This is a genomic window from Pseudomonadota bacterium (assembly GCA_030859565.1).
In the GTDB taxonomy this organism is placed as follows: domain Bacteria; phylum Pseudomonadota; class Gammaproteobacteria; order JACCXJ01; family JACCXJ01; genus USCg-Taylor.
Genome location: JALZJW010000001.1, coordinates 61267 through 88204 on the forward strand (window position 1 = coordinate 61267; position 26938 = coordinate 88204).

The 26938-nt window shown below is 60.2% G+C and carries 27 protein-coding genes, 1 pseudogene and 1 riboswitch; of the genes and pseudogenes, 3 read left to right on the top strand and 25 right to left on the bottom strand.

Annotation, left to right across the window (positions count from 1 at the left end):
- Positions 1–176: 176 nt before the first annotated feature.
- Both M3436_00245 and M3436_00250 read right to left on the bottom strand, forming a co-directional pair.
- The gene (locus M3436_00245) at positions 177–452 is read right to left on the bottom strand and encodes a hypothetical protein (GenBank protein ID MDQ3562621.1); all 276 of its coding nucleotides are present in this window, start codon (positions 450–452) and stop codon (positions 177–179) included.
- Positions 453–1221: 769 nt separating this feature from the next.
- Entirely contained in the window at positions 1222–1722 is a 501-nt protein-coding gene (locus M3436_00250) for a peptidylprolyl isomerase (GenBank protein MDQ3562622.1), read from the bottom strand.
- A gap of 401 nt (positions 1723–2123) precedes the next feature.
- Here M3436_00250 and M3436_00255 point away from each other — a divergent pair, with 401 nt between their 5' ends.
- Complete coding sequence (locus M3436_00255) at positions 2124–2732, top strand: methionine biosynthesis protein MetW (GenBank protein MDQ3562623.1); 609 nt, start codon at positions 2124–2126, stop codon at positions 2730–2732.
- 132 nt (positions 2733–2864) lie between these two features.
- On the opposite strand, the gene M3436_00260 is transcribed toward M3436_00255, so the two are convergent.
- The 20 genes from M3436_00260 to thiC all read right to left on the bottom strand — a co-directional run bounded on the left by M3436_00260 (position 2865) and on the right by thiC (position 21467).
- A complete protein-coding gene (locus M3436_00260; protein MDQ3562624.1) occupies positions 2865–3368 on the bottom strand; it encodes an HAD hydrolase family protein in 504 nt (167 codons plus the stop codon).
- On the bottom strand, positions 3361–4770 hold the full coding sequence (der, locus tag M3436_00265) for a ribosome biogenesis GTPase Der (GenBank protein ID MDQ3562625.1): 1410 nt from the start codon (positions 4768–4770) through the stop codon (positions 3361–3363). The genes M3436_00260 and der overlap by 8 nt, the downstream gene beginning before the upstream one ends.
- Positions 4767–5972, bottom strand: coding sequence for an outer membrane protein assembly factor BamB (gene bamB / locus M3436_00270; GenBank protein ID MDQ3562626.1), 1206 nt, complete (start codon positions 5970–5972; stop codon positions 4767–4769). Before bamB ends, der begins: the two co-directional genes overlap by 4 nt.
- 110 nt (positions 5973–6082) lie before the next feature.
- Positions 6083–6730, bottom strand: coding sequence for a tetratricopeptide repeat protein (locus M3436_00275; protein MDQ3562627.1), 648 nt, complete (start codon positions 6728–6730; stop codon positions 6083–6085).
- 45 nt (positions 6731–6775) lie between these two features.
- Positions 6776–8074 carry a histidine--tRNA ligase gene (gene hisS / locus M3436_00280; protein ID MDQ3562628.1) on the bottom strand — a complete coding sequence of 433 codons (1299 nt, stop codon included), beginning with the start codon at positions 8072–8074 and terminating at the stop codon, positions 6776–6778.
- Positions 8075–8207: 133 nt separating this feature from the next.
- A complete protein-coding gene (locus tag M3436_00285) occupies positions 8208–9113 on the bottom strand; it encodes a DUF4115 domain-containing protein (GenBank protein ID MDQ3562629.1) in 906 nt (301 codons plus the stop codon).
- Positions 9110–9814: a type IV pilus biogenesis/stability protein PilW gene (pilW, locus tag M3436_00290; GenBank protein MDQ3562630.1), complete on the bottom strand. Its 705-nt coding sequence runs from the start codon at positions 9812–9814 to the stop codon at positions 9110–9112. The genes M3436_00285 and pilW overlap by 4 nt, the downstream gene beginning before the upstream one ends.
- A 61-nt stretch (positions 9815–9875) precedes the next feature.
- A complete protein-coding gene (rlmN, locus tag M3436_00295) occupies positions 9876–10970 on the bottom strand; it encodes a 23S rRNA (adenine(2503)-C(2))-methyltransferase RlmN (GenBank protein ID MDQ3562631.1) in 1095 nt (364 codons plus the stop codon).
- A complete protein-coding gene (gene ndk / locus M3436_00300; GenBank protein ID MDQ3562632.1) occupies positions 10936–11403 on the bottom strand; it encodes a nucleoside-diphosphate kinase in 468 nt (155 codons plus the stop codon). Before ndk ends, rlmN begins: the two co-directional genes overlap by 35 nt.
- Positions 11404–11539: 136 nt before the next feature.
- Positions 11540–11860 carry a non-heme iron oxygenase ferredoxin subunit gene (locus tag M3436_00305; GenBank protein ID MDQ3562633.1) on the bottom strand — a complete coding sequence of 107 codons (321 nt, stop codon included), beginning with the start codon at positions 11858–11860 and terminating at the stop codon, positions 11540–11542.
- 152 nt (positions 11861–12012) lie between these two features.
- Positions 12013–12567, bottom strand: coding sequence for a putative Fe-S cluster assembly protein SufT (gene sufT, locus M3436_00310; protein MDQ3562634.1), 555 nt, complete (start codon positions 12565–12567; stop codon positions 12013–12015).
- Positions 12568–12573: 6 nt separating this feature from the next.
- Positions 12574–13017: an SUF system NifU family Fe-S cluster assembly protein gene (locus tag M3436_00315; GenBank protein ID MDQ3562635.1), complete on the bottom strand. Its 444-nt coding sequence runs from the start codon at positions 13015–13017 to the stop codon at positions 12574–12576.
- A complete protein-coding gene (locus tag M3436_00320; GenBank protein MDQ3562636.1) occupies positions 13017–14282 on the bottom strand; it encodes a cysteine desulfurase in 1266 nt (421 codons plus the stop codon). Before M3436_00320 ends, M3436_00315 begins: the two co-directional genes overlap by 1 nt.
- Entirely contained in the window at positions 14279–15604 is a 1326-nt protein-coding gene (gene sufD / locus M3436_00325) for a Fe-S cluster assembly protein SufD (GenBank protein MDQ3562637.1), read from the bottom strand. The genes M3436_00320 and sufD overlap by 4 nt, the downstream gene beginning before the upstream one ends.
- Positions 15601–16353, bottom strand: a complete 753-nt coding sequence (gene sufC, locus M3436_00330) for a Fe-S cluster assembly ATPase SufC (protein MDQ3562638.1) — start codon at positions 16351–16353, stop codon at positions 15601–15603. The genes sufD and sufC overlap by 4 nt, the downstream gene beginning before the upstream one ends.
- Positions 16354–16385: 32 nt before the next feature.
- Positions 16386–17834 (bottom strand): Fe-S cluster assembly protein SufB, encoded by a 1449-nt coding sequence (gene sufB / locus M3436_00335; protein MDQ3562639.1) that lies wholly within the window; start codon positions 17832–17834, stop codon positions 16386–16388.
- Positions 17835–17860: 26 nt separating this feature from the next.
- Positions 17861–18184: an iron-sulfur cluster assembly accessory protein gene (locus M3436_00340; GenBank protein MDQ3562640.1), complete on the bottom strand. Its 324-nt coding sequence runs from the start codon at positions 18182–18184 to the stop codon at positions 17861–17863.
- A 5-nt stretch (positions 18185–18189) separates the two neighbouring features.
- The gene (iscR, locus tag M3436_00345; protein ID MDQ3562641.1) at positions 18190–18693 is read right to left on the bottom strand and encodes a Fe-S cluster assembly transcriptional regulator IscR; all 504 of its coding nucleotides are present in this window, start codon (positions 18691–18693) and stop codon (positions 18190–18192) included.
- Between the two features lie 112 nt (positions 18694–18805).
- Positions 18806–19570 carry a serine O-acetyltransferase gene (gene cysE, locus M3436_00350; GenBank protein MDQ3562642.1) on the bottom strand — a complete coding sequence of 255 codons (765 nt, stop codon included), beginning with the start codon at positions 19568–19570 and terminating at the stop codon, positions 18806–18808.
- Between the two features lie 28 nt (positions 19571–19598).
- Positions 19599–21467, bottom strand: coding sequence for a phosphomethylpyrimidine synthase ThiC (gene thiC, locus M3436_00355; GenBank protein ID MDQ3562643.1), 1869 nt, complete (start codon positions 21465–21467; stop codon positions 19599–19601).
- Between the two features lie 37 nt (positions 21468–21504).
- Positions 21505–21606, bottom strand: a riboswitch (TPP riboswitch).
- A gap of 94 nt (positions 21607–21700) precedes the next feature.
- Between thiC and M3436_00360 the strand changes: the two genes are divergently transcribed.
- Together M3436_00360 and M3436_00365 are read left to right on the top strand one after the other, a co-directional pair.
- Positions 21701–22327, top strand: a complete 627-nt coding sequence (locus tag M3436_00360; protein MDQ3562644.1) for a protein-L-isoaspartate O-methyltransferase — start codon at positions 21701–21703, stop codon at positions 22325–22327.
- Between the two features lie 150 nt (positions 22328–22477).
- Positions 22478–23209 (top strand): hypothetical protein, encoded by a 732-nt coding sequence (locus tag M3436_00365; GenBank protein ID MDQ3562645.1) that lies wholly within the window; start codon positions 22478–22480, stop codon positions 23207–23209.
- Positions 23210–23472: 263 nt separating this feature from the next.
- Here M3436_00365 and M3436_00370 read toward each other — a convergent pair.
- The 3 genes and pseudogenes from M3436_00370 to M3436_00380 form a co-directional block, all read right to left on the bottom strand.
- A pseudogene (locus M3436_00370) lies at positions 23473–23888 on the bottom strand (IS1634 family transposase).
- 156 nt (positions 23889–24044) lie between these two features.
- On the bottom strand, positions 24045–24623 hold the full coding sequence (locus M3436_00375) for a hypothetical protein (GenBank protein ID MDQ3562646.1): 579 nt from the start codon (positions 24621–24623) through the stop codon (positions 24045–24047).
- A 15-nt stretch (positions 24624–24638) separates the two neighbouring features.
- Positions 24639–26912, bottom strand: coding sequence for a nitrite/sulfite reductase (locus M3436_00380; GenBank protein ID MDQ3562647.1), 2274 nt, complete (start codon positions 26910–26912; stop codon positions 24639–24641).
- Positions 26913–26938 lie beyond the last annotated feature (26 nt).

Below are 26938 nucleotides of genomic sequence, written 5' to 3' on the forward strand. Positions count from 1 at the left end.
TTCACCGGTCCTCCTAGATTCAAGGCATTTACGGATTGATGCCCAAGGTCCCGCGAACCGCGAGAGATCTGCGATCCACGCTAACACGGCGATCGTCGCGGCGGCCACGCCATGACATCGTCGGCAGACGGGGCGCTCTGAACGGTAGAGCCTTCAGTCACGCGCAGATTCTCTCATTACCGATCATCGTCCGTATGCTTGCGCAACCCCAACACCTGCAGATCATGGTCAAGAACGTCGTGTCCGCCAACCCTGTAGAACGCAGCCAGCTCATCCGCGTCGATCGTGACGCTCAACTCATCGTGCCGGATCTCGTAATCCGTAAAGCGGTCGCGGTCATGATAGACGCGAAACGTGATCGCACCGTCGAGTGTGCGGATGATGACGCCTTTCGCTCCCGCCGCCGATGTGACTTGAGCCGGCGCTCCGCCGTAGAGGTATGTGTGGTTCATCGTCGTTGTGCTGCTCGTTTCACACATAATTGCCCATGGCGGCCCTCCCCTGCAAGTTGAGGAGATCGAAATCAAGTATCAATCAAGTATCAATTATTTAATGCCCTCACCCTCGCGCCCTACCAGGAACCTCCAGGTTCCGGGGCGCAATTCGCGGCCACCGCGCGGCCGGGTGGTCTCTCCCGCGGGGCGAGGGGATTTTTAGAGAAGCCCAATCGACGAACTCGATGCGCTCCACGGATCGGGGCTTAGATGGAGATCGCTAACCCACGCCGTCAATCGTTCTCCACGATCCAGCATCTGCGCGACCCACGGTGTTTTGCACGCGCGGCACGTCTGTTGGGGACTCGCGATTCTAGTAGTGCATTTCTCGAATTCATTTACATTTTGGCAGTGTTGAATTTGGTCACAACGCTATAGATCGTCATACCTGCGAAAGCAGGTATCCAGGATTTACGCCGGTTTCCTGGATGCCAGCTTCCGCTGGCATGACGGTGGTTCTGCTACCTGAATGCGTGAACGTTTTATAAGACGTACTACCTAGTTGCGGCTGCTATCAGATCTCGATAGCGGTTCCGGGAAAGCCGCTCAGTCTTTGCGGTAGAGGCCGAGCGCCGCTTCGAGCCGAGCCGCCACGGCCTCGCGCAATGACTCCCTGGCGGGAATGACGATTCGTATTAATCCCTTTGCCCGAGGGGCGAGGATTCCGGTAAGAATCGATCCCGCAGATGACCAAGCAAGCTCTGAGCTTCAAATCGAACGCTCCGGATCACGCGCACTCGGCCTTTTCGATGATGACCGGATCGGTCGGCACGTTTTGATGGCCCGCCTTGTCGCCGGTCGGCACCGTCTTGATCTTATCCACCACATCCAGGCCCTCGATCACCTTGCCGAAGACTGCGTAACCCCAGCCGTCCTGCCCCGGATAGTTGAGGAAGCCGTTGTTCCCGACATTGATGAAGAACTGCGACGAAGCGGAGTGCGGATCGGAGGTGCGGGCCATGGCGAGGGTGTATGGGTCGTTCTTGAGACCGTTCTTGGCCTCGTTCTCTATCGGCGCCCTGGCCGGCTTTTGCGACATGTCTTCGGTGAAGCCCCCGCCCTGGATCATAAAGTTGCTGATGACGCGGTGAAAAATTGTACCGTTGTAGTGGCCGCTGGCGACGTATCCGAGGAAATTTTCAGCGGATATCGGCGCTTTCTCCGCATCGAGCGCAATGACGATGAGGCCGTGATTGGTGTGGAGCTTGACCATAGGATTAGCCTTCATAGGTATACAGGAGGGTGAAGCTTTTTCCGCCGCTTCGGGTTGGACGGATGCGGCCGGTGGCTGCTCGGCATGGGCAGCCATGACGAACAGCGAGAGCATGACGGGCGTGACGGATCGGGCGATACGGATCATTAAGGTTTCCTTCGCTAAGGCAATGGACAAAAAGTACACGGCGGCAAAAGCGGCGGTGTCATCGAGGATCGCACTCATTCTCCTGGAACCCGCATCGGCGCGCCTGCCGGTTAGATCGAAGGATAGGAATTTCCGTGGCAATACGCAACGGGTAGTGCAGTGCTACCGTCTCGCATTGCGGCGATTCCTGCACCTGGCGCTAGGAGAATTTGTCCTCGCGCGCTGGGCACGGTAGTATGACGGTCAAACGACAACAATCGAGCACTGCCATGACCTTCCTCTATAAGAGCAGCCTTCTCTACCACGGGTTGATGACCATGGTGTACCACGTCCACCGGCGCGAGCGCTTCGAGGAGGTGGCGCGCTGGGTCCCGCGGGACGCGGAGGTGCTCGATGTCTGCTGCGGTGACGGATCGCTGAGCAGCTATCTACCGGCCTCGGTAAGTTATCGCGGCCTTGATGACAGCACGGCCTTCATCAAAGCGGGTAGCCGCAGGGGCCGGAGCCTCCGGCACTTCAATTTGATGGCGGAACCGCTCCCGGTATCGCAGATCGTGATCTGTCAGGTGAGCCTGTTTCAGTTCTATCCGAAAGTGGAAGAAGTGGTCGGGCGCTTGTTTGCGGCGGCCGCCGAACGCTTAATCGTTTCGGAGTCGGTGAAGAGCTTCAGTCAATCGAAATATGCACTGCCGGCGCGCATCTGCTCGTGGGGCACGTGCGTCGATGGGCTCAACGATGGGAGCTTCCGCTTCAACGCGACCAGCCTGGAGGCGCTTTTCGCATCCTATCGGCCCTATCTTCGACATACCGCAGAGGTTTGCGCGGGCCGCGACTGGATTTACGTTTTCGATAAGAACGCTGCCGCGAAGAGGTTGTGAATAAATCGTCGCGAGCAGCCCCGAGCGCCAGGAGCCGCGGAGCGAGCGACGAGACATATCAACTCGATAGGCGAGGAACGAGCGAGCACGCGACGCAGCGATCGGGATGCGCAGTAGATTTATTCACAACCTCTAAGAGTTGATGTGCGCGTCGAGAATGAACTCGGCGAATTCCCGAAAGGCCCCGTGACCGCCCCCTTGGTTGCAAATGAAATCCGCGCGGTTTCTGACCTCGGGCAGGGCATCGGTCGGGCAGGCGCATAAGCCGGCCAGCGACATGGCCTCGAGATCGTTGAAGTCATCGCCGATATAAGCGATTGCCGCGAGCGGCAGCGTGCGGCGGCACGCAATGGACTGCAGGGCCGCGGCCTTGTCCGCGATTCCGAAGTGACACTCCTCGATACCCAGCTTTTCGGCGCGGCGCTTTACGGAGGGCGATTGCTCGCCCGTAACAATCCCGGTGACGATGCCGGCCAGCGTTCGCAGGCGTTCGACACCCATTCCGTCGCGGATGCTGAAACGCTTTAGGATCTCGCCCTCTGCGCCGTAATACACGCCGTTGTCGGTGAGCACGCCATCGCAGTCGGTGATCACCATCCGGATCGCGCGGGCGCGCTCAGTGAGGCCGTCATGCATGCGATCGGTGCGATCGGACGTGGCGGAGCAGCCGTTTGCGCTTGAGCGTCTGGCGGCGCGTGAGCGGATTGTGCCTACTCTTAAACGGGTTATCGCCTTGGCGAAACTCGATACAAAGCGGTGTGCCTTGAAGCTGTAGCGCGGTGCGAATCGAACGCTCCAGATAACGGCGGTAAGAAGACGGCACATGCTCGGCGCGATTGCCATGAATAAGGATCCGGGGCGGGTTGTGACCGCCCAAGTGTGCGTAGCGCAACTTGATGCGCCGCCCGTGGATTAAAGGCGGTGGATTGAGCGCGACGGCTTGCTCGACGATGCGCGTCAACGTGGCCGGGGGCACATCGATGAACGCCGAAGCGTAAGCCTCGTCGATAGAGGCAAACAGATTGCCGACGCCGCTCCCGCGCCGGGCCGAGATAGTGTGGATCGCCGCATAATCGAGAAACCGCAAACGGCGATCGGCTTCCTTTTGAATGTGCGCGCGCTGGCCGGGGCCGAGCCCGTCCCATTTATTGATCGCGATCACGAGACCGCGGCCGCTGTCGACGATCATGCCGAGCAGCGCGGCGTCTTGCTCCGTGACCGACTCCGTGGCATCGATGACCAAAACGACGACATGCGCGCGTTCGATAGCCCGCAGCGTCTTGATGACGCTGAACTGCTCAATCGCTTCGGAGATCCTGGCGCGGCGGCGGATCCCCGCGGTGTCGATGAGTACATAGTCTTTTTGGTGGCGCCGGAAAGGGGCGAAGATGCTGTCGCGGGTCGTGCCCGGTTGATCGTAGACCAGCACCCGTTCCTCGCCGAGGATGCGGTTGACCAGCGTCGATTTACCCGCGTTGGGCCGGCCCACCACGGCGATCTTAATCCCTGACAAATGCGGACCGTCCTCATCGACGGACGTCTCGGCCCGCGGTAAGGCCTCGAAGGCGAGATCGAGCAGTGTGTCCATCCCTTGGCCGTGGGCGCTCGATACCGCAACCGGCTGCCCGAGCCCCAAGCTATGAAACTCCGCGATGGCGCTGTCATCCTCGATCGCCTCGGCTTTATTGACCACGATCTGGATCGGCCGCCCGAGCGATCGTAAGCGGATCGCGATCGACTCGTCGCGGCCGGTCAATCCTTCCCGGGCATCGACCACGAACAAGACTAGATCGGCCTCTTGCACGGCGCGCAACGATTGTTCGGTGACCAGCCCGCCGAGCCCGCGCGGATCGTCGCTGAGTCCGCCCGTATCGACTGCCAGGTAGGCGCGGCCTCGGTGGATCGCGGCCCCGTAGATGCGATCACGCGTCAGCCCGGGGGTATCCGCGACCAGTGCGTCGCGGCTGCGCGTGAGGCGGTTGAACAACGTGGATTTGCCCACGTTGGGACGGCCCATGATGGCGATGACCGGTCTCATCTACTCGCGGACCCGGCGCGATAGGCGCTCAAGGTGCCGGAGGAACTATACGCAATGACAGTGGCGTTGACTATCAACGGGGGCACGATGATCGCCGCATCGTCGACTTGTACTCTGGCGGCGAGCCTGCCGTTGTCGCTTTGCATCCAGTGCAGATATCCTTCCAAATCGCCGACCACGACATAGTCCCCGGCACTAGCCGGCGCCGTCGCCGCGCGGCCTCGCAATTTTTTTTGCCGCCATACGGAGCTACCGGAATAGCGATCGAGCGCCCACACGATGCTCTCATCATCGGCAAGGTAAACGTTATCGGCGTCCACCCCCATACCGGCATACGAAGAATGCTCCTGGTCCCACTCGATGCGGCCGCTCTCGATCGATACCGCGGCCACTCGTCCGCGGTAGGTGGCCACGTAGAGCGTATCGCGGAAAACCAGCAGATCGGCATCCACATCGACCATGCGTTCGAGGTCGGATCGGCCTCGCGGCTGGGCGATCTGTATCTCCCAGGCGGCCTTACCGGTAGCGATCTCGAGGGCGACCAGCGCGCCGCTGTCGAAGCCGGCGATGCAGAGCCCCGCCACCACTATCGGGGCGCTGGTCCCGCGTAGCGTCAGGACCGGCACTTGCCGATCATAGGTCCACAGCCGCTTCCCGTTGGCTGCGTCGATGCCGAAGAGCTTGCCGTCCACGGTGCGAGCGACAACGATACCTTCCTCCCCGGCCGGAGGAGATAACACTTCGCTCGACACCGAAGCGGTCCAAAGCAGCTCCCCGTCCGACGGCGATAGGGCCAGCACCTGGCCGTCCTGGGTCCCGAGCAAGACCATCTCCTCGGCGATCCCGGCCCCCCCCGATACGGGCGCGCCGGTATCCCGCTCCCACAGCGTATCGCCGCTATCGATATCGACCGCATAGACCTCGCCGTTGTGATCGGCAATGAAAACCGTTTCGTCCGCGACCGCGGGCGCAAGCTTGAGATAGTGCTCGTCGGTCCCTGCTCCGATATCGACCGACCAAAGTTCCTCGATCTCGGTAGTCGGCTCGAATTCGGTCAAGGGCGCGGGAGGCGTGGTATTCTCCTCGCCGGCCATGAAGTCGGAAACATAGGTCCCGAGCCCGCACCCATGCAACTGCACCGCGACGACGCCGGCAATCAGCCAGCGCTTAGAGCTTGTGAATAAATCTACTGCGCTCGGCATCTCGCGTTCCGGCGGTGCTCGGAATCCTCATGTATTTTAATACACTCCGGTTCCTGCGCTCCGGCGGAACGCGACCTGCCTTCGCTCGCTGACGATTTTTTCACAAGCGCTTAGGGCCGCGACGCCTCGGCCTCACCGATCTCATCGAGCTTCATTTGCACGAACGACGGATCCGAACCCGCGGCGCCGGCCGCCGCCAGCGCCTCTTGATAGGCCTTGCGGGCCGCTTCAATCTTGCCCTGAGCAAAAAGGACATCGCCCTCGGTCTCCTTATGGAGAACCGAGTCGCCTGCCCCGCCCTGCCCTTCCAACACGCTTGCCGCCTGAGCGCCTTTTCCCTCATCAAGATAAAGACGCGCTAAACGCAGACGCGCTATTCTCTCCAACGCGGTCTTCTCGGCGTGTTCCAACACCCACTGCAGATGGTCCCTCGCCTTGGCGGCATCACCGGCCTCAACCGCTAAGCGGGCCAGCATGAGCGCGGCGAACGCCGCGTACTGGCTGTCCTGGTGGCTCTCGACGAGCCTATGCGCGGCACGGCTGGCGGATTCGGACCGATGCTCGGCAACGTGGGTTAACAACTTTTCGTACGCCGTTGAGGCCTCATTCGCCCGGGTGTTCACCTGAGACTGCCAGGCCCTCCACCCGTAGATTGCTCCCAGACCGATGCAAAGACCGCCGATGATCGGCATGCCGTTCCTCTTGCACCAATCTTTGATAAGCTGAATCTGTTCGTTTTCGGATGCGTAGGGGTCCACGTCGATCTCCACGGCTAGGGTGATAATGCGATCGTGCCAGCAGGCCTAATTTACCGGCCCGACTACGATACCACGCCGCGCCAGAAGTTCCCCTAAGCAATCGCGCAGATCTCGTTGCGCAACGGTCACTTGTTCGCCTTCTTCCTCCAAGGTTTTAATCCCGACGGTGCGCTGGCGGACTTCTTCCGACCCTAGGATCAGGGCGACATGGGCCTGGCTCTTGTCGGCGCGCCGGAACTGGCTCTTAAAGCTACCGCCGCCGCAGTTGGCGATCAGCCGCAGCCCGGGCCAGGCTTCCCGCACGGATTCCGCAAGCCGCAAGGCCGCCGCGGCTGCCTCCTCCCCCACGGCAATCAGATAGACGTGCGGCCGCGTAGCCTCCGGCGCGGCTCCTTGTTCGAGTAACGCCACGGTGCGCTCGACGCCCAGCGCCAATCCGATCGCCGGCGTAGGGCGGCCGCCAAACTGTTCCACCAGGCCATCGTAACGTCCTCCGGCGCAAATCGTACCCTGCGCGCCGAGGAGTTGCGTGACCCATTCGAACACCGTGCGGTTATAGTAATCGAGCCCGCGCACCAGGCGCGGATTCACGCTGTATTGGATACCGGCGGCGTCGAGCAAACCGCGGAGCTCGGCGAAATGACGTTCGGATTCGGGATTGAGGTAGCCGAACAAGCTTGGCGCCCGGCCGATGAGATCCTGCATCGCGGGATGCTTGCTGTCGAGCAAGCGCAAAGGATTTCCGGGGAGTCTGTTCTTGCTGTCTTCGTCGATTTCGTCCACATGCGCGGAAAAGTAATCGAACAGGGCTTGCCGGTAGCTCGCCCGCGCCTCGCGATCACCCAAGGTATTGATCTCGAGCCGGATATCCGCGAGCCCGAGCTTCCTCCAGAGGCGCGCGCCGAGGCAGATGATCTCGGCGTCGATATCCGGGCCCGGCATTCCGTAAGCTTCGGCACCGACCTGGTGAAACTGGCGGTAGCGCCCTTTTTGCGGACGCTCGTGGCGAAACATCGGGCCAGCATACCAGAGACGCTGGATCTGGTTATGAAAGAGTCCATGCTCAAGCCCCGCGCGCACGCAGCTCGCGGTCCCCTCGGGCCGCAAGCTGAGGCTATCCCCGTTGCGATCCGCGAAGCTATACATTTCTTTTTCGACGATGTCCGTGTCCACACCGAGCGAGCGCCGGAAGAGCGCAGTGTGCTCGACGATCGGTAGACGGATCTCTTCATAGCCGTAGCTCGCGAGCACGGCGCGTACGGTTTCCTCCAGATACCGCCAACGCGCGGCATCGGTGGGCAGGATGTCCTTCATGCCCCGCACGGCTTTCATCTGCTCAGTCAACAGATTTTTCCGGGGAAGATTTTTAGGATTGGATCGAACGCCCACGCTTGAGTTGCCGGGTGCATTACCGGCCCTGCCCGCCCGCGCTTCGCGCAGGCGGTGTTAACCGCCAGGTTAGTTGAAACCCGAGCGCTTACCGGGGCTCGCCGGCGCCTTCGCCGCCCACCTTAAACCGTGCCACGCCTCCCCGTGACCAAGGCGTTATATCAAGCAGCCTACCGTTATAAAACACCGCCACGCGCGGCGCGTTTCCGAGCACCACGCTGAAGGGCGCGCGCCCCCCCAGGCGTATGGTTTGGCCTTCGGTTGCAAGTTTGGAATAGAGCTTCACGCCTTCGGCGTCCTTGACTTCAGTCCAGGAGTCCCCTGAAAGCTCGAACACCAGCCTATGCAACTCTTCCGTGGCTGCGCGAGCGATGTCTTCCAGCGGCGTAACTATTACCGGATAAACCGGTGCTTCGGGCGGTGTGATCGCTGCCGCCAGAGGCTCGACGCTTACCCTCGGCGCCTCAGCGGGGACGGCCAACTCGGGCGTCACCTTGGCCTGCGCCGCCGGTAGCGTGAGGTCGGGCGGCGGCTCGGCGGCGGGGATGTTGGTGAAGACAGCGCTTTCCTGCGGTAAAGGTGTGTCGGCGTCTTGGGTCCGCCACGAGGCGGCCGTGAGCACACCCAGTGTCGCGACAATGAGATAGGTGGCGAACTTTAGGTAATCCTGCGCCCCGCTGAAGGGCAGTGATTTCCGAACACCAGCACAGGGTTGAAAATCGATGGGAGTGGATGCGATCTCGCTGCCGGCATCGAAAAGCCCCGCGGGATCCAGTCCCACGATGTGCGCGTAGTTCTTGATATGCCCTCTCAAATAGACCGGCGGAAGGCGGTCGCAGCGGTCAGCCTCGATCGCCTCGATGATGTCGAGTTTGAGACGAAGCTGGCGCGCAATCGCCCCAGTGCTTAGCTGTAAAGCCTCGCGCGCCTGTTGCAATTTTTTGCCGGTAGTCAGGCTATCATCCGGCGCGTTGTTTGGTTGTGGTCCTGTCATCGTCGACCCTCCGTTTCTAGGAACAAGCGAGCTTCTTCGGAATCGGGATACTTGGATCTTAAGGCTAACGCGTAACTGGCGGCCGCATCCCGGTCGCCAAGTTGACGTTCGATGCGGATCCCGAGCCACAGGCTGCGCGCGGTGTGCGGCGCGCTCTCCAGATAGCGTTGTAAGTAACCCCGGGCCGGTAGATAGCGATTGAGGCGAAAGCTGATGTCCGCCATCTCCAGAAGCGCCGTCGGTAATCTCGGGTTGTCCGCCAACGCAGCGCGCAGGTATTTTTCGGCCTGGGGATAGTTCTGGGCCCGGGCAGCGCACACGCCCGCGTTGGCGCGCGCGATCTCGGGCGTCGCGTATAAGGGGTTCGCCACGGCGCGCGCAAACAGATCATCCGCTGCCTGATGCTTACCCCCGGCACATAAAAACAAACCGTAGTCGTTGAGCGTTTGCGGATCTTTCGGATCAAGTTCCAGCGCACGTTTGAAATACTGTTCCGCCTGCGGCTTGTCACCGATCCGGTTATAAACCATAGCGATGACATGATGCGCGTTCGCGAAGTCGGGTTCGATTTCTAGGGCCTTCTGCAACTTGGCAACAGCAGTATTGTAGTCCCCTTGCTTGGCATACTCGATGCCAAGCTGAACATAGGTGTCCGCCCTACTGCGCGTAGCCTCGGATACCTCGGTCTTCTGCGTGCTCATGGCGCAGCCAGAGAGTAGCAGTGCTGCGCAGCACAACCTTCGCCACCGGCATATGCTCATATCAGCCTCCTCCCGGCATCGGGGCCCGCAGGCGGTGCCTCGCGGCCCGCGGGATAAACTGGCCGACCAACTGCCCGCACGCCGCCTCTATATCCTCGCCCCGGGTCTTGCGCGTAATGGCCAGGATGCCCGCACCGAGCAGCCGCTCGCGAAACGTAGCGATGGCCGCCTGCGGGGATCGCCGGTAGGCGACGCCCGAAACAGGATTAAACGGAATAAGGTTGACCTTGGCGGGGATCCCTCGTAATCGCCGCGTCAACTCGCTCGCGCAGGCGGGTGAGTCGTTGATACCGGCGAGCATCACGTACTCAAACGTAATACGGCTGTCGGTGGCGTCGGCATAACGGCGGCAAGCCGCCAAAAGATCGTCGATCGGATAGCGCTTGTTGATCGGTACGAGCTCATCCCGCAACGCATCATTGGGTGCGTGCAACGATACCGCCAGGCTCACCGGACAGGCGTCTTTCAGGCGGTCGATGGCCGGCGCCAACCCGGCGGTGCTCAAGGTGATGCGCCAGCGCGACAGCCCATAAGCAAAATCGTCCATCAATAGCTGCATCGCCGTGACCACGTTGGTGAAGTTCAAAAGCGGTTCGCCCATTCCCATGAGCACCACGTTGGTGATGATCCGCGGACCTTTCGGAACCTGCCCCAGCGTTCGAGCGGCGACCCATACCTGCCCGATGATCTCGGCGGGGCTCAGGTTACGATCGAAGCCCTGCTTACCGGTCGCGCAAAAGCTGCAATCGAGGGCGCATCCCACTTGTGAGGACACGCACAGCGTTCCACGGTCGATCTCGGGAATAAACACGGTCTCGATGCTATGCCCTCCGGTCAACCGAAGTAGCCATTTGCGGGTCCCGTCCGCCGAGCGCTGCTCGCGCACCACGACAGGCGATTCGATGGAGGCAACGTCTTGTAGTTTTGCCCGCAGCGGCTTCGCCAGATTGGTCATGGCCGCAAAATCTTCGGCGCCCGACTGGTGCAGCCATTTCAGGACTTGCCCGGCGCGATAGGACTTCTCGCCGAGCCTGGCGAAGAAGCCTTCCATAGCGCCGCGATCAAGTCCGAGCAGATTGGTACCGTTGTTGTTCACCATCTGCCGAGGATAGTTGAAACTTTTCGGGTCCGAATAAGCTTGCGATCTCGGCGCGGGCGGTCCGCGGACCGTCCGAACCGTGTACCGCGTTGCGATTCGTGGCGGTTCCGAAATCGGCCCGGATCGTACCGGAGGCGGCAAGCGCCGGGTTGGTATTGCCCATGATCGCGCGATTTTTTTCTATGGCGTTTTCGCCCTCAAGCACGACTGCCACCGAAGGCCCAGAGCCCATGAACTGAAGTAGGTCCGGATAATACGGCCGGCCTTCGTGAATCCCATAGATCTGCTCGATCTGCTGCCGCGACACGGTAAGCATCTTAAGCGCGACCACGGTGAGACCGTTTTTCTCGAATCGGGCAAGGATTTCACCGATATGCCTGTTCGTGACCGCATCCGGTTTGATAATCGACAAGGTACGTTCAACAATCATGAACAGATCCTTGATAAGAATAGGATACTCCACGCTGTTACTATAGATTATAAGGTGTGTTTGTGCACTTTTAAACTCTTTTGTTTTGTTCTGCGACATTCAGCATGCGCCCCTACCGCAGCGAGCATCTGGACGGCTAATCGACGGGATCGCCGTACACTTGGATGACGCCCGCGTGGACGCGCACGGGATACCTACTCACGGGTTCATAGGCGGGCGGGGTGAGCGCCACGCCGGTCTTCACGCAAAACCGCGCGCCATGACGCGGGCAGATGATCTGATCCCTGTCTAGAATGCCTCCCGTAAGCGGCGCCCCGTCATGGGTACAGAGATCCTGAATCGCGAAGTACTCGCCGTCAATATTGAAAACCGCGATCAAGGTGTCATCGACATTGACAACACGCCGATCGCCCGGTGGCACTTCGCCCGCGGGCGCCACGTCAACCCAGGTCGACACAGGTTCTCAGAGCTTGTGAAAAAATCTGCTGCGCTCGGGATCTCGCGTTCCGGCGGTGCTCGGAATCCTCATGTATTTCAATATACACTCCGGTTCCTGCGCTCCGGCGGCACGCGATCTCCCTTCCCTCGCGACGATTTTTTCACAAGCTCTCAGTACATCCCGGTTTCCAACCGGGCGGCCTCCGACATCATTTCGTAGCTCCAGGGCGGATCGAAAACCAGCGCCACATCGACCTCGCTAACATTTGGGACGGCGGCGATTTTTTGGCGTACGTCCTCCACCAGCACCCCGCCCATGCCACACCCCTGCGCGGTCAGCGTCATCTGAACGTCAACGCGGTTACCCGTACCCTCCAACGGGGTAATGCTGCAATCATAAACCAAACCGAGGTCAACGATGTTGACGGGGATCTCCGGATCGTAGCAGGTCCGTAATTGCGCCCAAATCAGCGCTTCATCGACACCCCCGCCGGTGGCGGCCTCCTGAGACGCTACGGGTTCTGGAATCGCATCGTAGCCGATTGCATCGGCATCACGGCCCGCGATCCGCACCAGGTTTCCGCCGGCGTACAGCGTATAACTGCCGCCGAGGGCTTGCGTGACGGAGACGACGCTCCCCGCCGTCAATGTCACCGGATCACCGGCCGGAATGAGGATCGCCTGACAGTCGCGGCTCAGGGTGACGGCATCGTTGCTGTAATACATCTGCGTCTATTCGGTAGTCACCGTGCTATGCTCATTAGACAAGGCCGACTTGAGGGTGTGCCAGGCCAAGGTTGCGCATTTGACGCGCGCCGGAAATTCGCGCACCCCGGCAAGTGCTTCGAGCTTTCCAAGGGCCCCTTCGGTTGGCGTTGCGTCCGTAACCATGGAGTGAAAGCGCGCGAAAAACTGGTCTACCTCGTGTGCGGTCTTGCCTTTGATATGCTCGGTCATCAACGAGGCCGACGCTACGGAGATTGCGCATCCGCTACCCTCGAAACTAACGTCCTCGACGACGCCCTCGTGCAGCTTGACGTACACCGTGAGCCGGTCCCCGCAGAGGGGATTGTAGCCTTCCGCGATACGGTCGGCGCTGTCCAACCGGCGGCAGTTACGCGGATGCCGGTTGTGGTCGATGATGACCTCTTGATACAAAGCGCGCAGATCGAACATTAGCCTAACATCCGCTGCGCATCCCGAAGGGCTGCGCACAGACGATCAGCTTCCCCGGGGGTGTTATAGAAGGCAAACGAGGCACGCGCGGTGGCCGGGACGTGGAAGCGCTCCATGACCGGCATCGCACAATGATGCCCGGTGCGGATGGCAATCCCCTGGCAATCGAGCACCGTGCCGAGATCGTGGGGATGAATGCCCTCCAATACGAACGACAGCACGCTGGCCTTCTCGCGCGCGGTGCCGATGATCCGCGCCCCGGGAAGGCTCGCGACCCGCTCGCTCGCATACCGGAGCAGCTCGTGTTCGTGCCGGCCAATCGGCTCGAATCCGATTTCCTGTACATAATCGAGGGCGGCGCCGAGACCGATCGCGCCGGCGATGTGGGGGGTTCCCGCCTCGAATTTATAGGGAAGATCGTTAAATTGCGTCTTGGTCAAGGTGACGCTCTTGATCATGTCGCCGCCGCCTTGGTAGGGTGGCATGGCTTCGAGCAACGTGGTCTTACCGTAGAGCACCCCGATCCCCGTCGGGCCGAAGAGCTTATGGCTGGAAAAGGCGTAAAAATCGCAATCCAGAGCCTGGACGTCCACGGGCATATGCGCCACGGCTTGGGCGCCATCGACCAGCACCGGAACTCCATATGCATGCGCGTGGTCGATGATTTCCCGGATCGGGTTGATCGTCCCCAAGGCGTTTGAGACATGGGTTAACGCCAGCATGCGCGTACGCGAACCGAGGAGCCTGAGATACTCATCGAGCAATAGCTCGCCGGCATCGTTCATCGGCACGGCCTTGAGCACCGCCCCAGTCTGTTCGCAAAGCAATTGCCAGGGGACGATGTTCGAATGATGCTCCATCGCGGTGATCAAAATCTCGTCCTTGGGCTTCAACTGCGGGCGCCCGTAAGACTGCGCCACCAGGTTGATCGCCTCGGTGGTGCCCCGCACGAAGATGATCTCGTGGCTGTGGGCGGCATGGATAAATCGTTGGACCTTGACCCGCGCCTGTTCGAAGCGCTCGGTCGCTTCTTGACTGAGCGTATGCACCCCGCGGTGAATATTGGAATTGCACTCGCGATAATAGCGGGCAATCGCCTCGATCACGGCGCGCGGTTTTTGCGTCGTGGCGGCGTTGTCGAGATAGACCAGCGGTTGGCCGCGGAGGCGCCGTTCCAAGATCGGAAAGTCTTGACGCCGGGCCGCGAGGTCCGGCCCATGGCCGGCGTCGTTCACAGCGGTAATCGAATAGCTAGGCGCGCTCATAAAAGCTCCTTAACGAGCGCCGCGCGCGGCAAGCGGGCCGTGAGATGACGCTCGATCGCGTGACGCATCGGTTCGATCGCAATGCGCGCGACAACGTCATCGGCAAAGGCGTAAGTCAAAAGCGCCGTGGCTTGAGGGTATTCGATCCCGCGCGATCGCAAATAGAACAAGGCGTCCTCGTCCAACTGCCCGACCGTGGCGCCGTGACTGCATTTGACGTCGTCGGCGTAGATCTGAAGCTCGGGCTTGGTGTCCATCTCTGCATGCACGGAGAGAAGCAGGTTTTTATTGGTCAACTGCGCATCGGCTTTTTGCGCGCCTTCACGGACCACGACCTTACCGTCAAAAACCCCGCGCGCATGGCCGGCCAGCACGCCCTTGTAGTATTCGGCGCTGGTTGTGTGGGGCTGCTGGTGATCGATGCTGGTATGGTGATCTACATGCTGGCGCCCCTCTGCCATGTAGAAGCCGTTTAAGCTCGCTCGCGCGCCTTCGCCGGCCAGGCTAACCGCGATATCATGGCGGGCGAGCGCGGCCCCGAGCGATACCGAATAGGAGGTGACACGGCTCTCACGCTGCTGATGAACCAGCATCTGACCGATGTGATAACCCCTCGCACCCTCCATTTGCCACTTGTAGTGTTCGACCGTTGCCCCCGGTCCCGCATTAATTTCCGTCAACGCATCGGTGAAATACTCCTCGGGGGTTAGGCCAGCGTAATGCTCGATGATGAGCACGCGTGAGTTCGCCCCGGCTTCGATAAATACCCGCGGAAAGGAGGCGGTCGGGCCGTCCGGCGCGGTGCTGATAAACAGCAGATGTAGCGTTGTCTTCAGTGTGACCCCGGAGCCCACGCGTATATGCACGCCGTCGCTGAGGAGGGCAGCATTTAGTGCCGCAAACCCATTGCCGGGTTGTTCCGCCTGGCGCTCTATGTGTTCTTGCAAGTTGTCCCGTGGCAACGCCTCGCTCAGGGGCGCGACGCTCACCTCCGCCGGCAGGGACGCAATCCGCGACAACTTAGCCGAATAATAGCCGTTGACGAATACCAATTCGTGCGCCTCGATCAGCCGCAGCCGATCAAGCTCCGCGACATCCAAGCCGTTCCGTGGATGCCCGGCGAGGCGAAAGGACCGGCTTTCGATCGGAGCAACACTGGTGTATTTCCATTGTTCGTCCTTTGGGGTCGGAAATCCGATCCGGCCAAAGTGCGTCCAGGCCCGCCTGCGCGCGGCCTTGAACCATCCGCTGTCCGCACCGACCAGCCCGGCCTCGGCGCGAGCGAACTCCTCCACATAGTGGCTGGCCATAATCCCAGTCATGCCAACACCTTTGGCCGGAGCCAATCGTAACCTCGCTCTTCCAGCTCGATCGCGAGATCGCGTTGACCCGATCTGACGATGCGGCCCTCCGACAGGACGTGCACGGCATCGGGTAAGACATGGTTCAAGAGCCGTTGATAATGAGTCACGATGATGATGCTTCGATCACCGCCCCGGAGGCGGTTTACTCCATCTGCCACGATCTTTAAGGCGTCGATATCCAATCCCGAGTCGGTTTCATCGAGGATCGCCAGGCGCGGTTCCAACACCGCCATCTGGAAAACCTCGTTGCGTTTTTTCTCTCCACCGGAAAAGCCCTCATTCACCGAGCGTTTGAGCAGTGCTTCATCGAGATGAACGAGCTTCATCTTTTCCCTGACGAGACTGAGGAACTCGACGGCGTCAAGTTCCATTAGGCCGCGGTATCTGCGCGCCGCGTTGAGAGCCGCCTTGAGGAAATAGGCGTTATTGACCCCGGGGATCTCGACCGGGTATTGAAAGGCCAAGAACATCCCCCGGCGGGCGCGATCCTCGGGTGGCATCGCCAGGAGATCGGCGCCATCATAAACCACCGTCCCTTGCGTGACCTCGTAGCCGTCGCGACCGGCCAGCACATGGGCAAGGGTGCTCTTCCCGGACCCGTTGGGACCCATGATGGCGTGCACTTCGCCCGGGCGGACCTCAAGGTCGATCCCGCGCAGGATCGGTTTCCGGTCTACACACACATGCAGATTCGAGATCGTCAGCATGTTAGATACGATTCCTAGGCGCTGGTAGCGGCTCAGCCGACCGCCCCGGCCAGGCTCACGCTCAGCAGCTTCTGCGCCTCGACCGCGAACTCCATGGGCAGCTCTTTGAAAACCTCTTTGCAGAAGCCATTGACGATCATATTGATTGCGTCTTCTGCCGCGATGCCGCGCTGGCGGCAATAGAATAATTGATCCTCGCTGATCTTGGAGGTCGTCGCCTCGTGCTCCACGCGCGCGCTCGGGTTTTTGACCTCGATGTACGGAAAGGTATGCGCGGCGCAGCGATCACTCATGAGAAGCGAATCACACTGCGTATAGTTGCGGGCGTTCGCGGCGCTCTTGGCGATGCGCACGAGCCCGCGGTAGGCGTTTCTGCCCCGGCCCGCGGAAATCCCCTTCGAGATGATCGTGCTGCGCGTGTTGCGGCCGAGGTGGATCATCTTAGTCCCGGTGTCCGCTTGCTGGTAATGATTGGTCAACGCCACCGAATAAAACTCGCCGCTGCTATTGTCGCCTCTGAGCACGCAACTCGGGTATTTCCAGGTGATCGCCGAGCCCGTTTCGATCTGCGTCCAAGAGATCTTCGAGTTGTGGCCGCGGCACTCCCCGCGCTTGGTCACGAAGTTATAGATCCCGCCCTTGCCGTTCTCATCCCCGGGATACCAGTTCTGCACCGTCGAATACTTGATCTGGGCGTTATCCAGGGCGACCAGCTCGACCACCGCCGCGTGCAATTGGTTTTCGTCGCGCATGGGTGCCGTACAACCTTCGAGATAACTGACGTGGCTGCCTTCCTCGGCGATGATCAAGGTACGTTCAAATTGGCCCGTGTTGGCGGCATTGATGCGGAAATAGGTTGACAGCTCCATCGGGCATCGCACGCCCTTCGGCACGTAGCAGAACGAACCGTCCGTGAAGACCGCCGAATTCAGTGCCGCAAAGAAATTATCTCCCGCCGGCACGACCGATCCTAAATACCGGCGCACCAGATCGGGGTGATTAAGCACCGCTTCCGAAAAGGAACAGAAGATAACACCGGCCTCCGCGAGCCGTTCTTTGAACGTGGTGGCGACCGAGACGCTGTCAAAGACGGCATCGACCGCGACCCCGGCGAGAATCGCACGTTCGTGCAGCGGGATCCCGAGCTTCTCGTAAGTTTCGAGTAATTTCGGATCCACCTCCTCCAAGCTCTTAGGACCGTCCTTCTTGGTCTTGGGCGCCGAATAATAGGAAATGCTCTGATAATCGATGGGCGGGTGAACCACAGTGGCCCATCGAGGTTCTTTCTGCGTGAGCCAGTGCCGATAGGCGTTAAGCCGCCATTCGCACAACCACTCCGGCTCGTTCTTCTTGCTCGAAATAAGCCGAATCACCTCCTCATCGAGACCAGGGGGCAGTGTGTCGGCATCGAGATCCGTGTAAAAACCCGCTTGGTACTCTTTACGGATCAGGGCTTCGACTTCGTAGGAATGGGTGGCCATCGGGTGTCCTCTGTTACCGTGCGTGCTTAGACGTTAAAGCTTTCACCACAGCCGCAGGTATCTTTCACGTTCGGATTGCGAAACTTAAATGCGGCATTCAAGCCCTCGCGCACATAATCGAGCTCGGTCCCGGAAAGGTAAGGAAGGCTCTTCGCATCGACGATAAGCTTGACGCCATTCGACTCGAACACGGCGTCCTCCGCACCGACACTCTCCGCGGCCTCGATCTGATACGCATACCCCGAGCACCCCGTCGGTTTCACCCCGAGACGCAGCCCGATCCCTTGGCTCTTGGTTTCCAAGAACCGCTTTACGTGGGATGCGGCCCGCTCGGTCAGCATGATCGACATGGTACTCAACCCTCGCGCTCTATAAGATTCCGGAACGTCGTGGCGCGCGTGAGCGGCACCTGCAGCCGCAGGATTTGGCTCTCTTGACGCGCCGAAACCGCGCGCACGCTACGCCTGCTGACCAGCTCACCCAAGGTGATCCTGCTCAAAAACTCGTAAATTTCATGACTCAAATCCTCCCACAAATCATGCGTCAGGCAGCGCTCACTCCCTTGGCAGTTTTTCTTGCCCCCGCAACGCGTCGCATCGACGCTTTCATCCACGGATCGGATGACCTCCGCAACCGAGATGCTCTGCGCCGTCCGGCCCAACCGATAGCCTCCCCCCGGGCCGCGCGCGCTTTTGACCAGCCCGCTCTTGCGCAAGCGCGCGAACAGTTGCTCGAGATAGGACAGCGAAATCCCCTGGCGCAAGGAGATATCCGCCAAGGCGATGGGGCCGCCGTCCTGGCGAATCGCAAGGTCGAGCATCGCCGTCACGGCATACCGGCCCTTCGTTGTCAGTCGCATTTACTCAAAACCTATAGGCTAAATCTGTCTCAACGCAGCATCCCATATCTGAGTAATTTAGTCAACTTTTATGCCCTGCGAGTAGCGCAGTGATAGATTTCAAATGACCGGCCTAAGGACGGGAGGCGCACCGATCCACGACAGCTTCTTCGGCGGAAGCCGGCTCGCCGGGCGCCTCTGGTAGATCGATCCCTCGCTCGCCCACGGCCTTGCGCAGGCTTTCAATTTGCGACTCGATCGCATGGATGTGATCGAGCAGGGAGTGGATCGCGTTGGCCACCGGATCGGGCATGTCCTTGGTCGTGCCGTAAGCGTCGAAGCCGATCCTGCGGGCGGTTTCTTCGCGTTGCTTCGATTTCTCATCGCGCGCGACGACGAGCTGTCCGGGAACGCCCACCACCGTGGCGCCGGGCGGAACATCGCGGACGACCACGGCGTTGGAACCCACGCGCGCGCACGCACCGACGGTAATGGGCCCCAAGATTTTTGCGCCCGCCCCGACGACCACATTGTTTTCCAGTGTGGGATGGCGTTTGCCCTTGTTCCACGACGTGCCGCCTAGGGTCACGCCGTGATATAGGGTGCAATCATCCCCGATTTCCGAGGTCTCCCCGATCACCACCCCCATGCCGTGATCGATGAAAAAGCGGCGGCCGATCGAAGCGCCCGGATGGATCTCGATGCCCGTGAGCCAGCGTCCGAGGTGCGAGAGCATGCGCGCTAGCCACATCCATTCCCGCTTCCAGAGCCGGTGGCTGATCCGGTGCAGGACAATGGCGTGCAGCCCTGGATAGGTGGTCAACACCTCGAAAAAGGTGCGAGCGGCGGGATCGCGCTCGAATACGCAGGCGATGTCCTCTCTTAGGCGCTTAAACATGCTCCGCATCCGTTGGCAAACCGACGCCTCATACGGCGCGATACAGGTCGCCGCCTTGCTCCTTGAACTCCTCGGCCTTGGTCTGTAAACCGGCTTCCAACGCCCGGCTTAAATCCTGGATGCCGTGCTCCAGTGCATAGGCGCGCACGTCTTGAGTGATCTTCATGGAACAGAAGTGCGGACCGCACATCGAGCAGAAGTGGGCGAGTTTGTGCCCCTCTTTCGGCAAGGTCTCGTCGTGAAAAGCGCGTGCGCGCTCGGGATCGAGCGCCAGATTAAACTGGTCTTCCCAGCGAAACTCGAAACGCGCTTTCGACAAGGCGTTGTCTCGCAACTGCGCGGCCGGGTGTCCTTTCGCCAAGTCGGCCGCATGGGCGGCGATTTTATAGGCGATGATCCCCTCCTTAACGTCGTTTTTATCCGGTAATCCCAAGTGCTCCTTGGGGGTGACATAACAAAGCATGGCCGTACCAAACCAACCGATCATGGCCGCGCCGATAGCCGAGGTGATATGGTCGTAGCCGGGGGCGATGTCGGTGGTCAGCGGACCCAAGGTATAGAAGGGCGCCTCGTGACATTCTTGTAGCTCCCGCTCCACGTTCTCGCGAATGAGCTGCATGGGGATGTGGCCCGGCCCCTCGATCATCACCTGGACATCGTGGTTCCAGGCCGTGCGGGTGAGCTCGCCCAGGGTCTTCAGCTCCGCGAACTGCGCCTCATCGTTGGCATCCGCTATCGAGCCCGGACGAAGTCCATCGCCGAGCGAAAAGGCCACGTCATAGGCCCTCATGATCTCGCAAATCTCTCCGAACCTCTGGTACAGGAAGTTATCCCGGTGATGCGCCAGGCACCACTTGGCCATGATCGATCCCCCCCGCGAGACGATCCCGGTCACGCGGCGCGCGGTCAGCGGAATGTACCCAAGCCGCACGCCGGCATGAATCGTAAAATAATCGACGCCCTGCTCCGCCTGTTCGATGAGCGTGTCGCGGTAAATGTCCCAGGTCAGATCCTCGGCCTTGCCGTCCACCTTTTCTAGCGCCTGGTAGATCGGGACGGTGCCGACGGGCACGGGGCAATTACGAATGATCCACTCGCGCGTTTCGTGAATATGCTTACCGGTCGAGAGATCCATAACCGTATCGGCGCCCCAGCGCGTGGCCCAGACCATTTTGTTAATTTCTTCGTTGACCCCGGAACTCACCGCCGAGGTACCGATGTTGGCGTTGATCTTAACGAGAAAATTGCGCCCGATAATCATGGGCTCGAGCTCGGGGTGATTGATATTGGCGGGAATGATCGCCCGCCCGCGAGCGATTTCGGCGCGCACGAATTCCGGTGTGAGCACCTCGGGGATCTCCGCGCCGAACCTTGTCCCGCGATGGAGCATCCCTGGTCTCGGATCCTGGATCTCTTGTAAGCACAGGTTTTCACGAATGGCTACGAATTCCATTTCCGGCGTAATGATCCCGCGCTTCGCGTAGTACATTTGAGTAACGGCGGCGCCGGGTTTCGCGCGCCGCGGCCGCCGCCGCGGCACGAAACCTCCGTTGGCCGCATCGAAGCGGCGGCCATCGGCGGACGAAGGCGCGGGCAGCGCGTCGGTATCGTTGCGTTCTAGGATCCATTCTCGGCGCAACGCGGGCAAACCCCGGCGGCTATCGATCGTGATACTCGGATCGGAGTATGGCCCCGAGGTATCGTAAAGGGAAATGCTTGGGTTTTGTTCCGTGCCTGATGAGGTCACCGCTGGCGATTGCGTAACCTCCCGCATCGGTACCTTGATATCCGCTGCACGCCCGACGACGTAGCTCTTACGCGAGTTAGGGAACGGCTTAAGCGCTTCGGCGTCAAGACCGCCGATGTCATCGGACACCCGCTCGGGGACAGCATTCATGGCTACACCTCGCTCTATTCATGGAGGCGTAGGGATTCGGCGAGCTGTAGCGCTTCCCTACGCCGGTACTAACCGGATCAGGTTCGAAGGGTATCTCTCAGCCCGGCGTCACGCATCCGGGGCACCCCTAGCTGCGAACAGTAAGGGCACACTATATAATAAAAGCCGCTTGAATCCCACCCCGATTCTCGGAGCCGTCGCATGTTATGAATGCCGAGCAAGCGAGATTCAATATGATTGAACAGCAAATCCGGCCCTGGGAAGTGCTGGATCAGCGTGTGCTCGAATTGCTGACCGAGGTGCCGCGCGAGGTGTTCGTTCCGGCGGAGTTTCGCCAACTGGCGTTCGCGGATATGTCCATCCCGCTGGGCGCTGGGGAATTCATGATGGCCCCCAAGGTTGAGGCTCGCATGCTGCAAGCGCTCGCCATCGAGCCCAACGATTGTATTCTTGAAATAGGTACGGGCAGCGCTTATGTAACCGCCTTGCTCGCCACGCTCGGGAGCCAGGTGACGACCCTGGAAATTAACCCGGAGTTTACCCAGCGGGCTGAAATCCTCCTCGGGCGACGAGGAATCACCAACGTCAAGCTTGCCGTAGGTAACGGGTTTGAAACCCATGACTCCGAGGGACCTTACGATGTCATTGCGGTGACGGGATCGGTGCCCATTTTAACCCAGCATTTTCAGCAGCAACTGACACTCAAGGGGCGGCTATTTCTCGTGGTCGGGCAGTCCCCGATCATGGACGCGCGTCTCATTAGATGCGCCGGACCCAGCGAATGGACCAGCGAAAGCCTTTTCGAGACGGATTTACCGCAGCTTCATGGTGCGCCGCAACCGCCCCGATTTGTGTTTTAGCACCGTCTTGAGTAATTCCATGAATGATGATTACCGACATTGATGAGCTAACCCATTCGGCGCGCTAGCTCCGGAGAAAAAAACCTGAAAGCCTTCACTCCGGCCGGCCGCATCGCCCTCGTCGTCACGCTCGTCTACGCGGGCTTTCTGGTGATGCTCGCGCGGGACCTGCCGCACGATGTCTTCACGCTCCTGTTCTCCGAACGAGGCCCCTTCGAGCAGCTGAGCATCGTGCTGTGGGCGCTGCTCGGTGCGGCGCTGCTGCTGAAGCGCCCGCTGCCGCTGTGCCTGCGCCTGGCGACGGCAGCGGTCGCCTTCGCCTTCGCGGCGCGCGAGGCCGATCTGCACAAGGCCTACACCGTCATGAGCATCACCAAGATCAAGTTCTACTGGAGCCCGGAGGTGCCGTTGCCGCAGAAGCTGGCCGGCGGCTTGGTGCTGCTCACGCTGATCGCACTGCTCGTCTTCCTCACCGTGCAGCTCTACGGCTACGTCGTGCGCCGGCGTGGCTTGCTGACGCCGATGGGGCAGGTGATGGCCTTGCCGGTGCTGATGCTGCCGGTATCGAAGGTGATCGACCGCCTGCCGTCGCAGCTGTACGAGATGTTCCAGATCGTGTTTCCGCTCACCGTGCAACAGCTGCTCGCGGCCTTCGAGGAAGGCATGGAAATGGCCATGCCGCTACTGTTCCTGGTGGCGCTGCTGCTGCACCGCCCCGCGCGCGCTGACGGCCGTTCAGGCGCTGCGCAGCGTCGTCGCGACGGTGGTGACGAGCGTGACGCCGAGGCAGAGCACGCCGAGCACGACCATGAACAGGCCGAGCGGAGTGTCGATCTTAGGCGCCAACATAGGAAGCACCGCCGCCGATCACGATCATCATGAGCGGGAGGGCGAGGCTGAGCGTGAGTCTGCTCGACATAGTGAACCGTCCTTAGTTAGTGTTCCGCGTTGGTGCAGGTGGCCGGCCGCGGATGCGGCCCGGCATCGCTGCGGCACGATGCGCGCCAACTGTGGCGGGGACGGATGACAGGGGTTTGAAGTGCCGGGCGACTCAGGCGCTGACGCTTCTGCGCCGCACCTCTCCGGGGCCCACGCCCTCGACGCGCTTGAACGTGCGCCGGAACGCCGCCTAGCTAGCTCTGATAACCCACGCGTTCCGCCACGGCGGCCGCGCTGCGCTCATACCACTGCCGATGCAGTTGCCACTCACTGCCCGGATTAATCAGCCGATAGCAGACCAAGGTCTTGAAAACATTCAACCAGCGCGTCCCTTTGCGGCTCAAAGGAAGCTTCTCAGACCAAAACCCATCCAACTGCAACTGCTCTCACAGCAAACAGGCAAGCCAACAGGCGCCCCATTGCCGAGGCGCACAGGGCTGTCGTTGATCTCACCAAGATACAATACCTGCCGCTGGACCACCCGATTGCCGCGCGTACGTCGGTTCTCGACGATGCTCCAATAACGATGGGCTTTACCGTCTTTGATCCGGGTCTTGGCGCGCAGAAACATTGCATCAGTCTCCTGAAAAGACCGCCTCACAGCAACAGGCAAGGTCGGCACTACAGCCACTTTTCGCCTGCCCCCCTACCACCAATCAAACGCTTAGGAAAATATGGAACCGAAAAACGCTAGATTTCAAAGCCGAATCGCTTAAGTCGGGCTAAGCCTCGGGCATCGGGCTCACCACGTGAGCCCATCTTATAGTCGTCGGATCCCCTAAGACGCCATGCGACCGAGCAAGCTTGTTATCGATTGCGGGCCGGTGACGCCAGCGGTAACGGAAAAGCGCTCTTTCGGATCGGGATCGCTAGACAGAGTGAATTCGTCGCCCGGGTAGAGCTTTCCCAATAACTGCTCTAAGGCCGGTGAAAACGTCTCGAAAGTCTGATCGGTATTCGGCGCGGCCAACCTGTCGTTTGCAAACACCTGCATCTCGTTGGCGCGGATCCGCAGCCGCCCCGCAAGCCCAGGCTCTTGCTCGAGGCGTTGACACGCAAGCAGTGCCAGCTCGGACACGGAGGCGAGGCAATCCGAAAGGCCGCCACTGAACGGGCGTTTACGATAGTAGACCACGCCTCTGCGGCCCAGGTTCTCGTCAATACCGTAGTTTCCCTCGTAGGCCAAAAGAACGATCCCCGGGCCTTGATTGACATGACTATAGTCGGCAACATCAATGAGTAGATCCGGCAGTGCACGGTTCTGGATCCAGCGATGCAAGACAGGAATAAACTCGACCAGCCGGAGGGGATCCTGCTCTTCGACAAAAAACTTTACGCCGATCTTGGAGATCTCCATGCTTTAGGCTTAGGCTTAGGAACGCTCCAGCAGAATCGCGGTTTCGCGTGAGGCGAAATTGCCTTGCTCCAGCAGCCGGCCGTGGCAGGCATAGGCTGCCTCGATAAAGAGCTGGGCTTCTTCGATGAGATAGCGCGCTTGCTCCGGGGTGTACTTGCGGTCCGTATCCGCGTGGCGATTGAAGAGGTATTGCGCAAATTTCCCCCCGGCGTATTGGTCATGAAAAACTTCAGTGTCGCAAAAACGCCGCTTGAATTCGCTCGCGATCGCATCCGGGTTATTCGAAATATCTAGAAATCGGGTGTGGATAAGCGCCTTTGCCGCCTCAAGCATGGCGTTGTAGGCCGTGTTATCAGCTAATTTGTAATCGCCGTGATCGAAGTGCAATTGCGCCTCAAAGTACTGCCGTTCGGCCGACTGCAGGCCGAATTCGGCCCGTGAGACGACCTCTCCGGCGCATTCCCCGGCACCGATATCGCTCACGGTAAATTCCCGCGGATCGCGCCAGTCGGAGTAATAGCTGCGGTCGCGCTCATAGGGCGGAACGACGGATAGCTCATCGACCAAGGCCTTGATCTCTTTCTTGCCGGCACGCTCGATGTACTTGCGGAACGCTTCTCCCGCGGTTCGTTCTTGCAGATATTTGGCGGTGATACGCTCGACAAAATCGGGCACACGCTTCGAGGGAATCGCCCCGATAGTCAGTCCGTAGGCGCCTGCGTTGTGCTCCGATTCACCGCCCAAGACCACCCGGAAGTGGGGCACCGTGGTGCCGCCGACTTTCCGGCTCACCCCGTAGAAACCCAAGTCCGCGAGATGATGTTGACCACAGGCATTGAAACAACCGCTGATCTTGATATGCAGAGCATTTACCGCGGCATCGAGACCGGGAGCAATTCCCGCAAGCCGCTGACTCAATTCGCTCGCTAAGCCGCGTGACGACGCAATGCCGAGCTTGCAGGTATCGGTGCCCGGGCATGCGACCACATCACTCACCGTGCCGGCGCCGGGCGTGCCCAGCCCGATCGCGCACAAGCCTTCGTATAAGCCAGGCAAATCCGCCTCTGCAACCCATCGGAGGACGATATTCTGCTCCACCGTCGTACGCACGTTGTCTCCCGAATAGCGCCTGGCGAGATCGGCAAGCCGCCGCATTTGCCAGGACGTAATGTCCCCTATGGGAAGCGTCACCGCCGCGACAGCATACCCGGTTTGCTTTTGCCGGTAGGCGTTTGATGCGCGCCAGCGCTCGAACACACTGCCGCGCGCGGCGCCGTTCAGCGGTTGCGGTGCTTGCAGCGGATGTTCGCAGTAACTTGGAACCTCCCGCAGATAGGAGGTCCAGGCGGTATCCTGTGCTAAGGTGGCCCGTTCGGCCAACACCAGCTCCCTAAATCGATCGATACCGAGCTTATCAATCAAGAACTTAATACGCGCCCTGCCGCGGTTTCTCTTTTCACCGAGGCGCGCGAAAACCCGCGAGATCGCTTGCGCAAGCGGCAGGATCTCGGTCTCCGGGACGAAGTCATCGAAAAGCTTCGCCTGATAGGGCACCGCACCCAATCCTCCCCCCACATACATCTCAAAGCCGCGCTGCCCGGTTCCCGAAGCAACGCGCGCGATAAATCCGAGATCATGCATGTTCACCAGCGCACAGGCTTTTTGCTTACATCCTGAAAACGCCACTTTAAACTTGCGCCCGAAATCTTGAGTGTCCGGGTGACCGAGAAGGAATCGCGCCGTGGCCTGCGCATAGGGAGTGATATCGAAGGCTTCATCGCGGCAAACCCCCGCCAACGGACACGCGGTGACGTTGCGCACACTGTTCCCGCAGGCCTCGCGTGTGGTGATACCCACCGCGGCGAGGCGCCGCATAAGATCCGGCGTATCCTCGATGTGCACGAAGTGGAGCTGTATGTCCTGGCGTGTGGTAACGTGACTGATACCGTCCGAATATTCCTCCGCTAAATCCGCGAAAACGTCCATTTGATCCGGGGTTAATCCGCCATAGGGAAGCTTGATACGTTGCATCCCGGGAGCATCCCATAGTGTGTCGGGACCTTTGGTTAAGGTGTTGTCCGGAAACGCGAAAGTTCGATGCGCGATACCATCGTGGCGTTGACCGTTATCGTAGCGCTGCCCATAGACGCCGCGCCGCAACCGGGTCTCCGCGAAGAGCTTATCCTCGACCTTTCCCTGGCGTTTCAGCTCGATCTGGGTCTCAAAGATGTCGATTTCGCGCCCAAGCTCAGGCGGAATCTTGGCAGCCAGCACCTGTTTCCACGTCATTGCCGCAGTCTCTCCCGATAAATGAA

Coding starts and splice junctions, on each gene's coding strand:
- M3436_00285 (MDQ3562629.1), bottom strand. CDS start 9,113: ATGACAGGACCACAACCAAACAACGCGCCGGATGATAGCCTGACTACC.
- thiC (MDQ3562643.1), bottom strand. CDS start 21,467: ATGAATGCTGTCCCCGAGCGGGTGTCCGATGACATCGGCGGTCTTGAC.
- M3436_00250 (MDQ3562622.1), bottom strand. CDS start 1,722: ATGAAGGCTAATCCTATGGTCAAGCTCCACACCAATCACGGCCTCATC.
- M3436_00360 (MDQ3562644.1), top strand. CDS start 21,701: ATGATTGAACAGCAAATCCGGCCCTGGGAAGTGCTGGATCAGCGTGTG.
- M3436_00255 (MDQ3562623.1), top strand. CDS start 2,124: ATGACCTTCCTCTATAAGAGCAGCCTTCTCTACCACGGGTTGATGACC.
- pilW (MDQ3562630.1), bottom strand. CDS start 9,814: ATGAGCACGCAGAAGACCGAGGTATCCGAGGCTACGCGCAGTAGGGCG.
- M3436_00340 (MDQ3562640.1), bottom strand. CDS start 18,184: ATGTCGATCATGCTGACCGAGCGGGCCGCATCCCACGTAAAGCGGTTC.
- M3436_00260 (MDQ3562624.1), bottom strand. CDS start 3,368: ATGCATGACGGCCTCACTGAGCGCGCCCGCGCGATCCGGATGGTGATC.
- ndk (MDQ3562632.1), bottom strand. CDS start 11,403: ATGATTGTTGAACGTACCTTGTCGATTATCAAACCGGATGCGGTCACG.
- sufB (MDQ3562639.1), bottom strand. CDS start 17,834: ATGGCCACCCATTCCTACGAAGTCGAAGCCCTGATCCGTAAAGAGTAC.
- der (MDQ3562625.1), bottom strand. CDS start 4,770: ATGAGACCGGTCATCGCCATCATGGGCCGTCCCAACGTGGGCAAATCC.
- M3436_00315 (MDQ3562635.1), bottom strand. CDS start 13,017: ATGTTCGATCTGCGCGCTTTGTATCAAGAGGTCATCATCGACCACAAC.
- cysE (MDQ3562642.1), bottom strand. CDS start 19,570: ATGTTTAAGCGCCTAAGAGAGGACATCGCCTGCGTATTCGAGCGCGAT.
- M3436_00245 (MDQ3562621.1), bottom strand. CDS start 452: ATGAACCACACATACCTCTACGGCGGAGCGCCGGCTCAAGTCACATCG.
- M3436_00375 (MDQ3562646.1), bottom strand. CDS start 24,623: ATGGAGATCTCCAAGATCGGCGTAAAGTTTTTTGTCGAAGAGCAGGAT.
- bamB (MDQ3562626.1), bottom strand. CDS start 5,972: ATGCCGAGCGCAGTAGATTTATTCACAAGCTCTAAGCGCTGGCTGATT.
- M3436_00380 (MDQ3562647.1), bottom strand. CDS start 26,912: ATGACGTGGAAACAGGTGCTGGCTGCCAAGATTCCGCCTGAGCTTGGG.
- sufT (MDQ3562634.1), bottom strand. CDS start 12,567: ATGTATTACAGCAACGATGCCGTCACCCTGAGCCGCGACTGTCAGGCG.
- sufC (MDQ3562638.1), bottom strand. CDS start 16,353: ATGCTGACGATCTCGAATCTGCATGTGTGTGTAGACCGGAAACCGATC.
- iscR (MDQ3562641.1), bottom strand. CDS start 18,693: ATGCGACTGACAACGAAGGGCCGGTATGCCGTGACGGCGATGCTCGAC.
- M3436_00320 (MDQ3562636.1), bottom strand. CDS start 14,282: ATGAGCGCGCCTAGCTATTCGATTACCGCTGTGAACGACGCCGGCCAT.
- sufD (MDQ3562637.1), bottom strand. CDS start 15,604: ATGACTGGGATTATGGCCAGCCACTATGTGGAGGAGTTCGCTCGCGCC.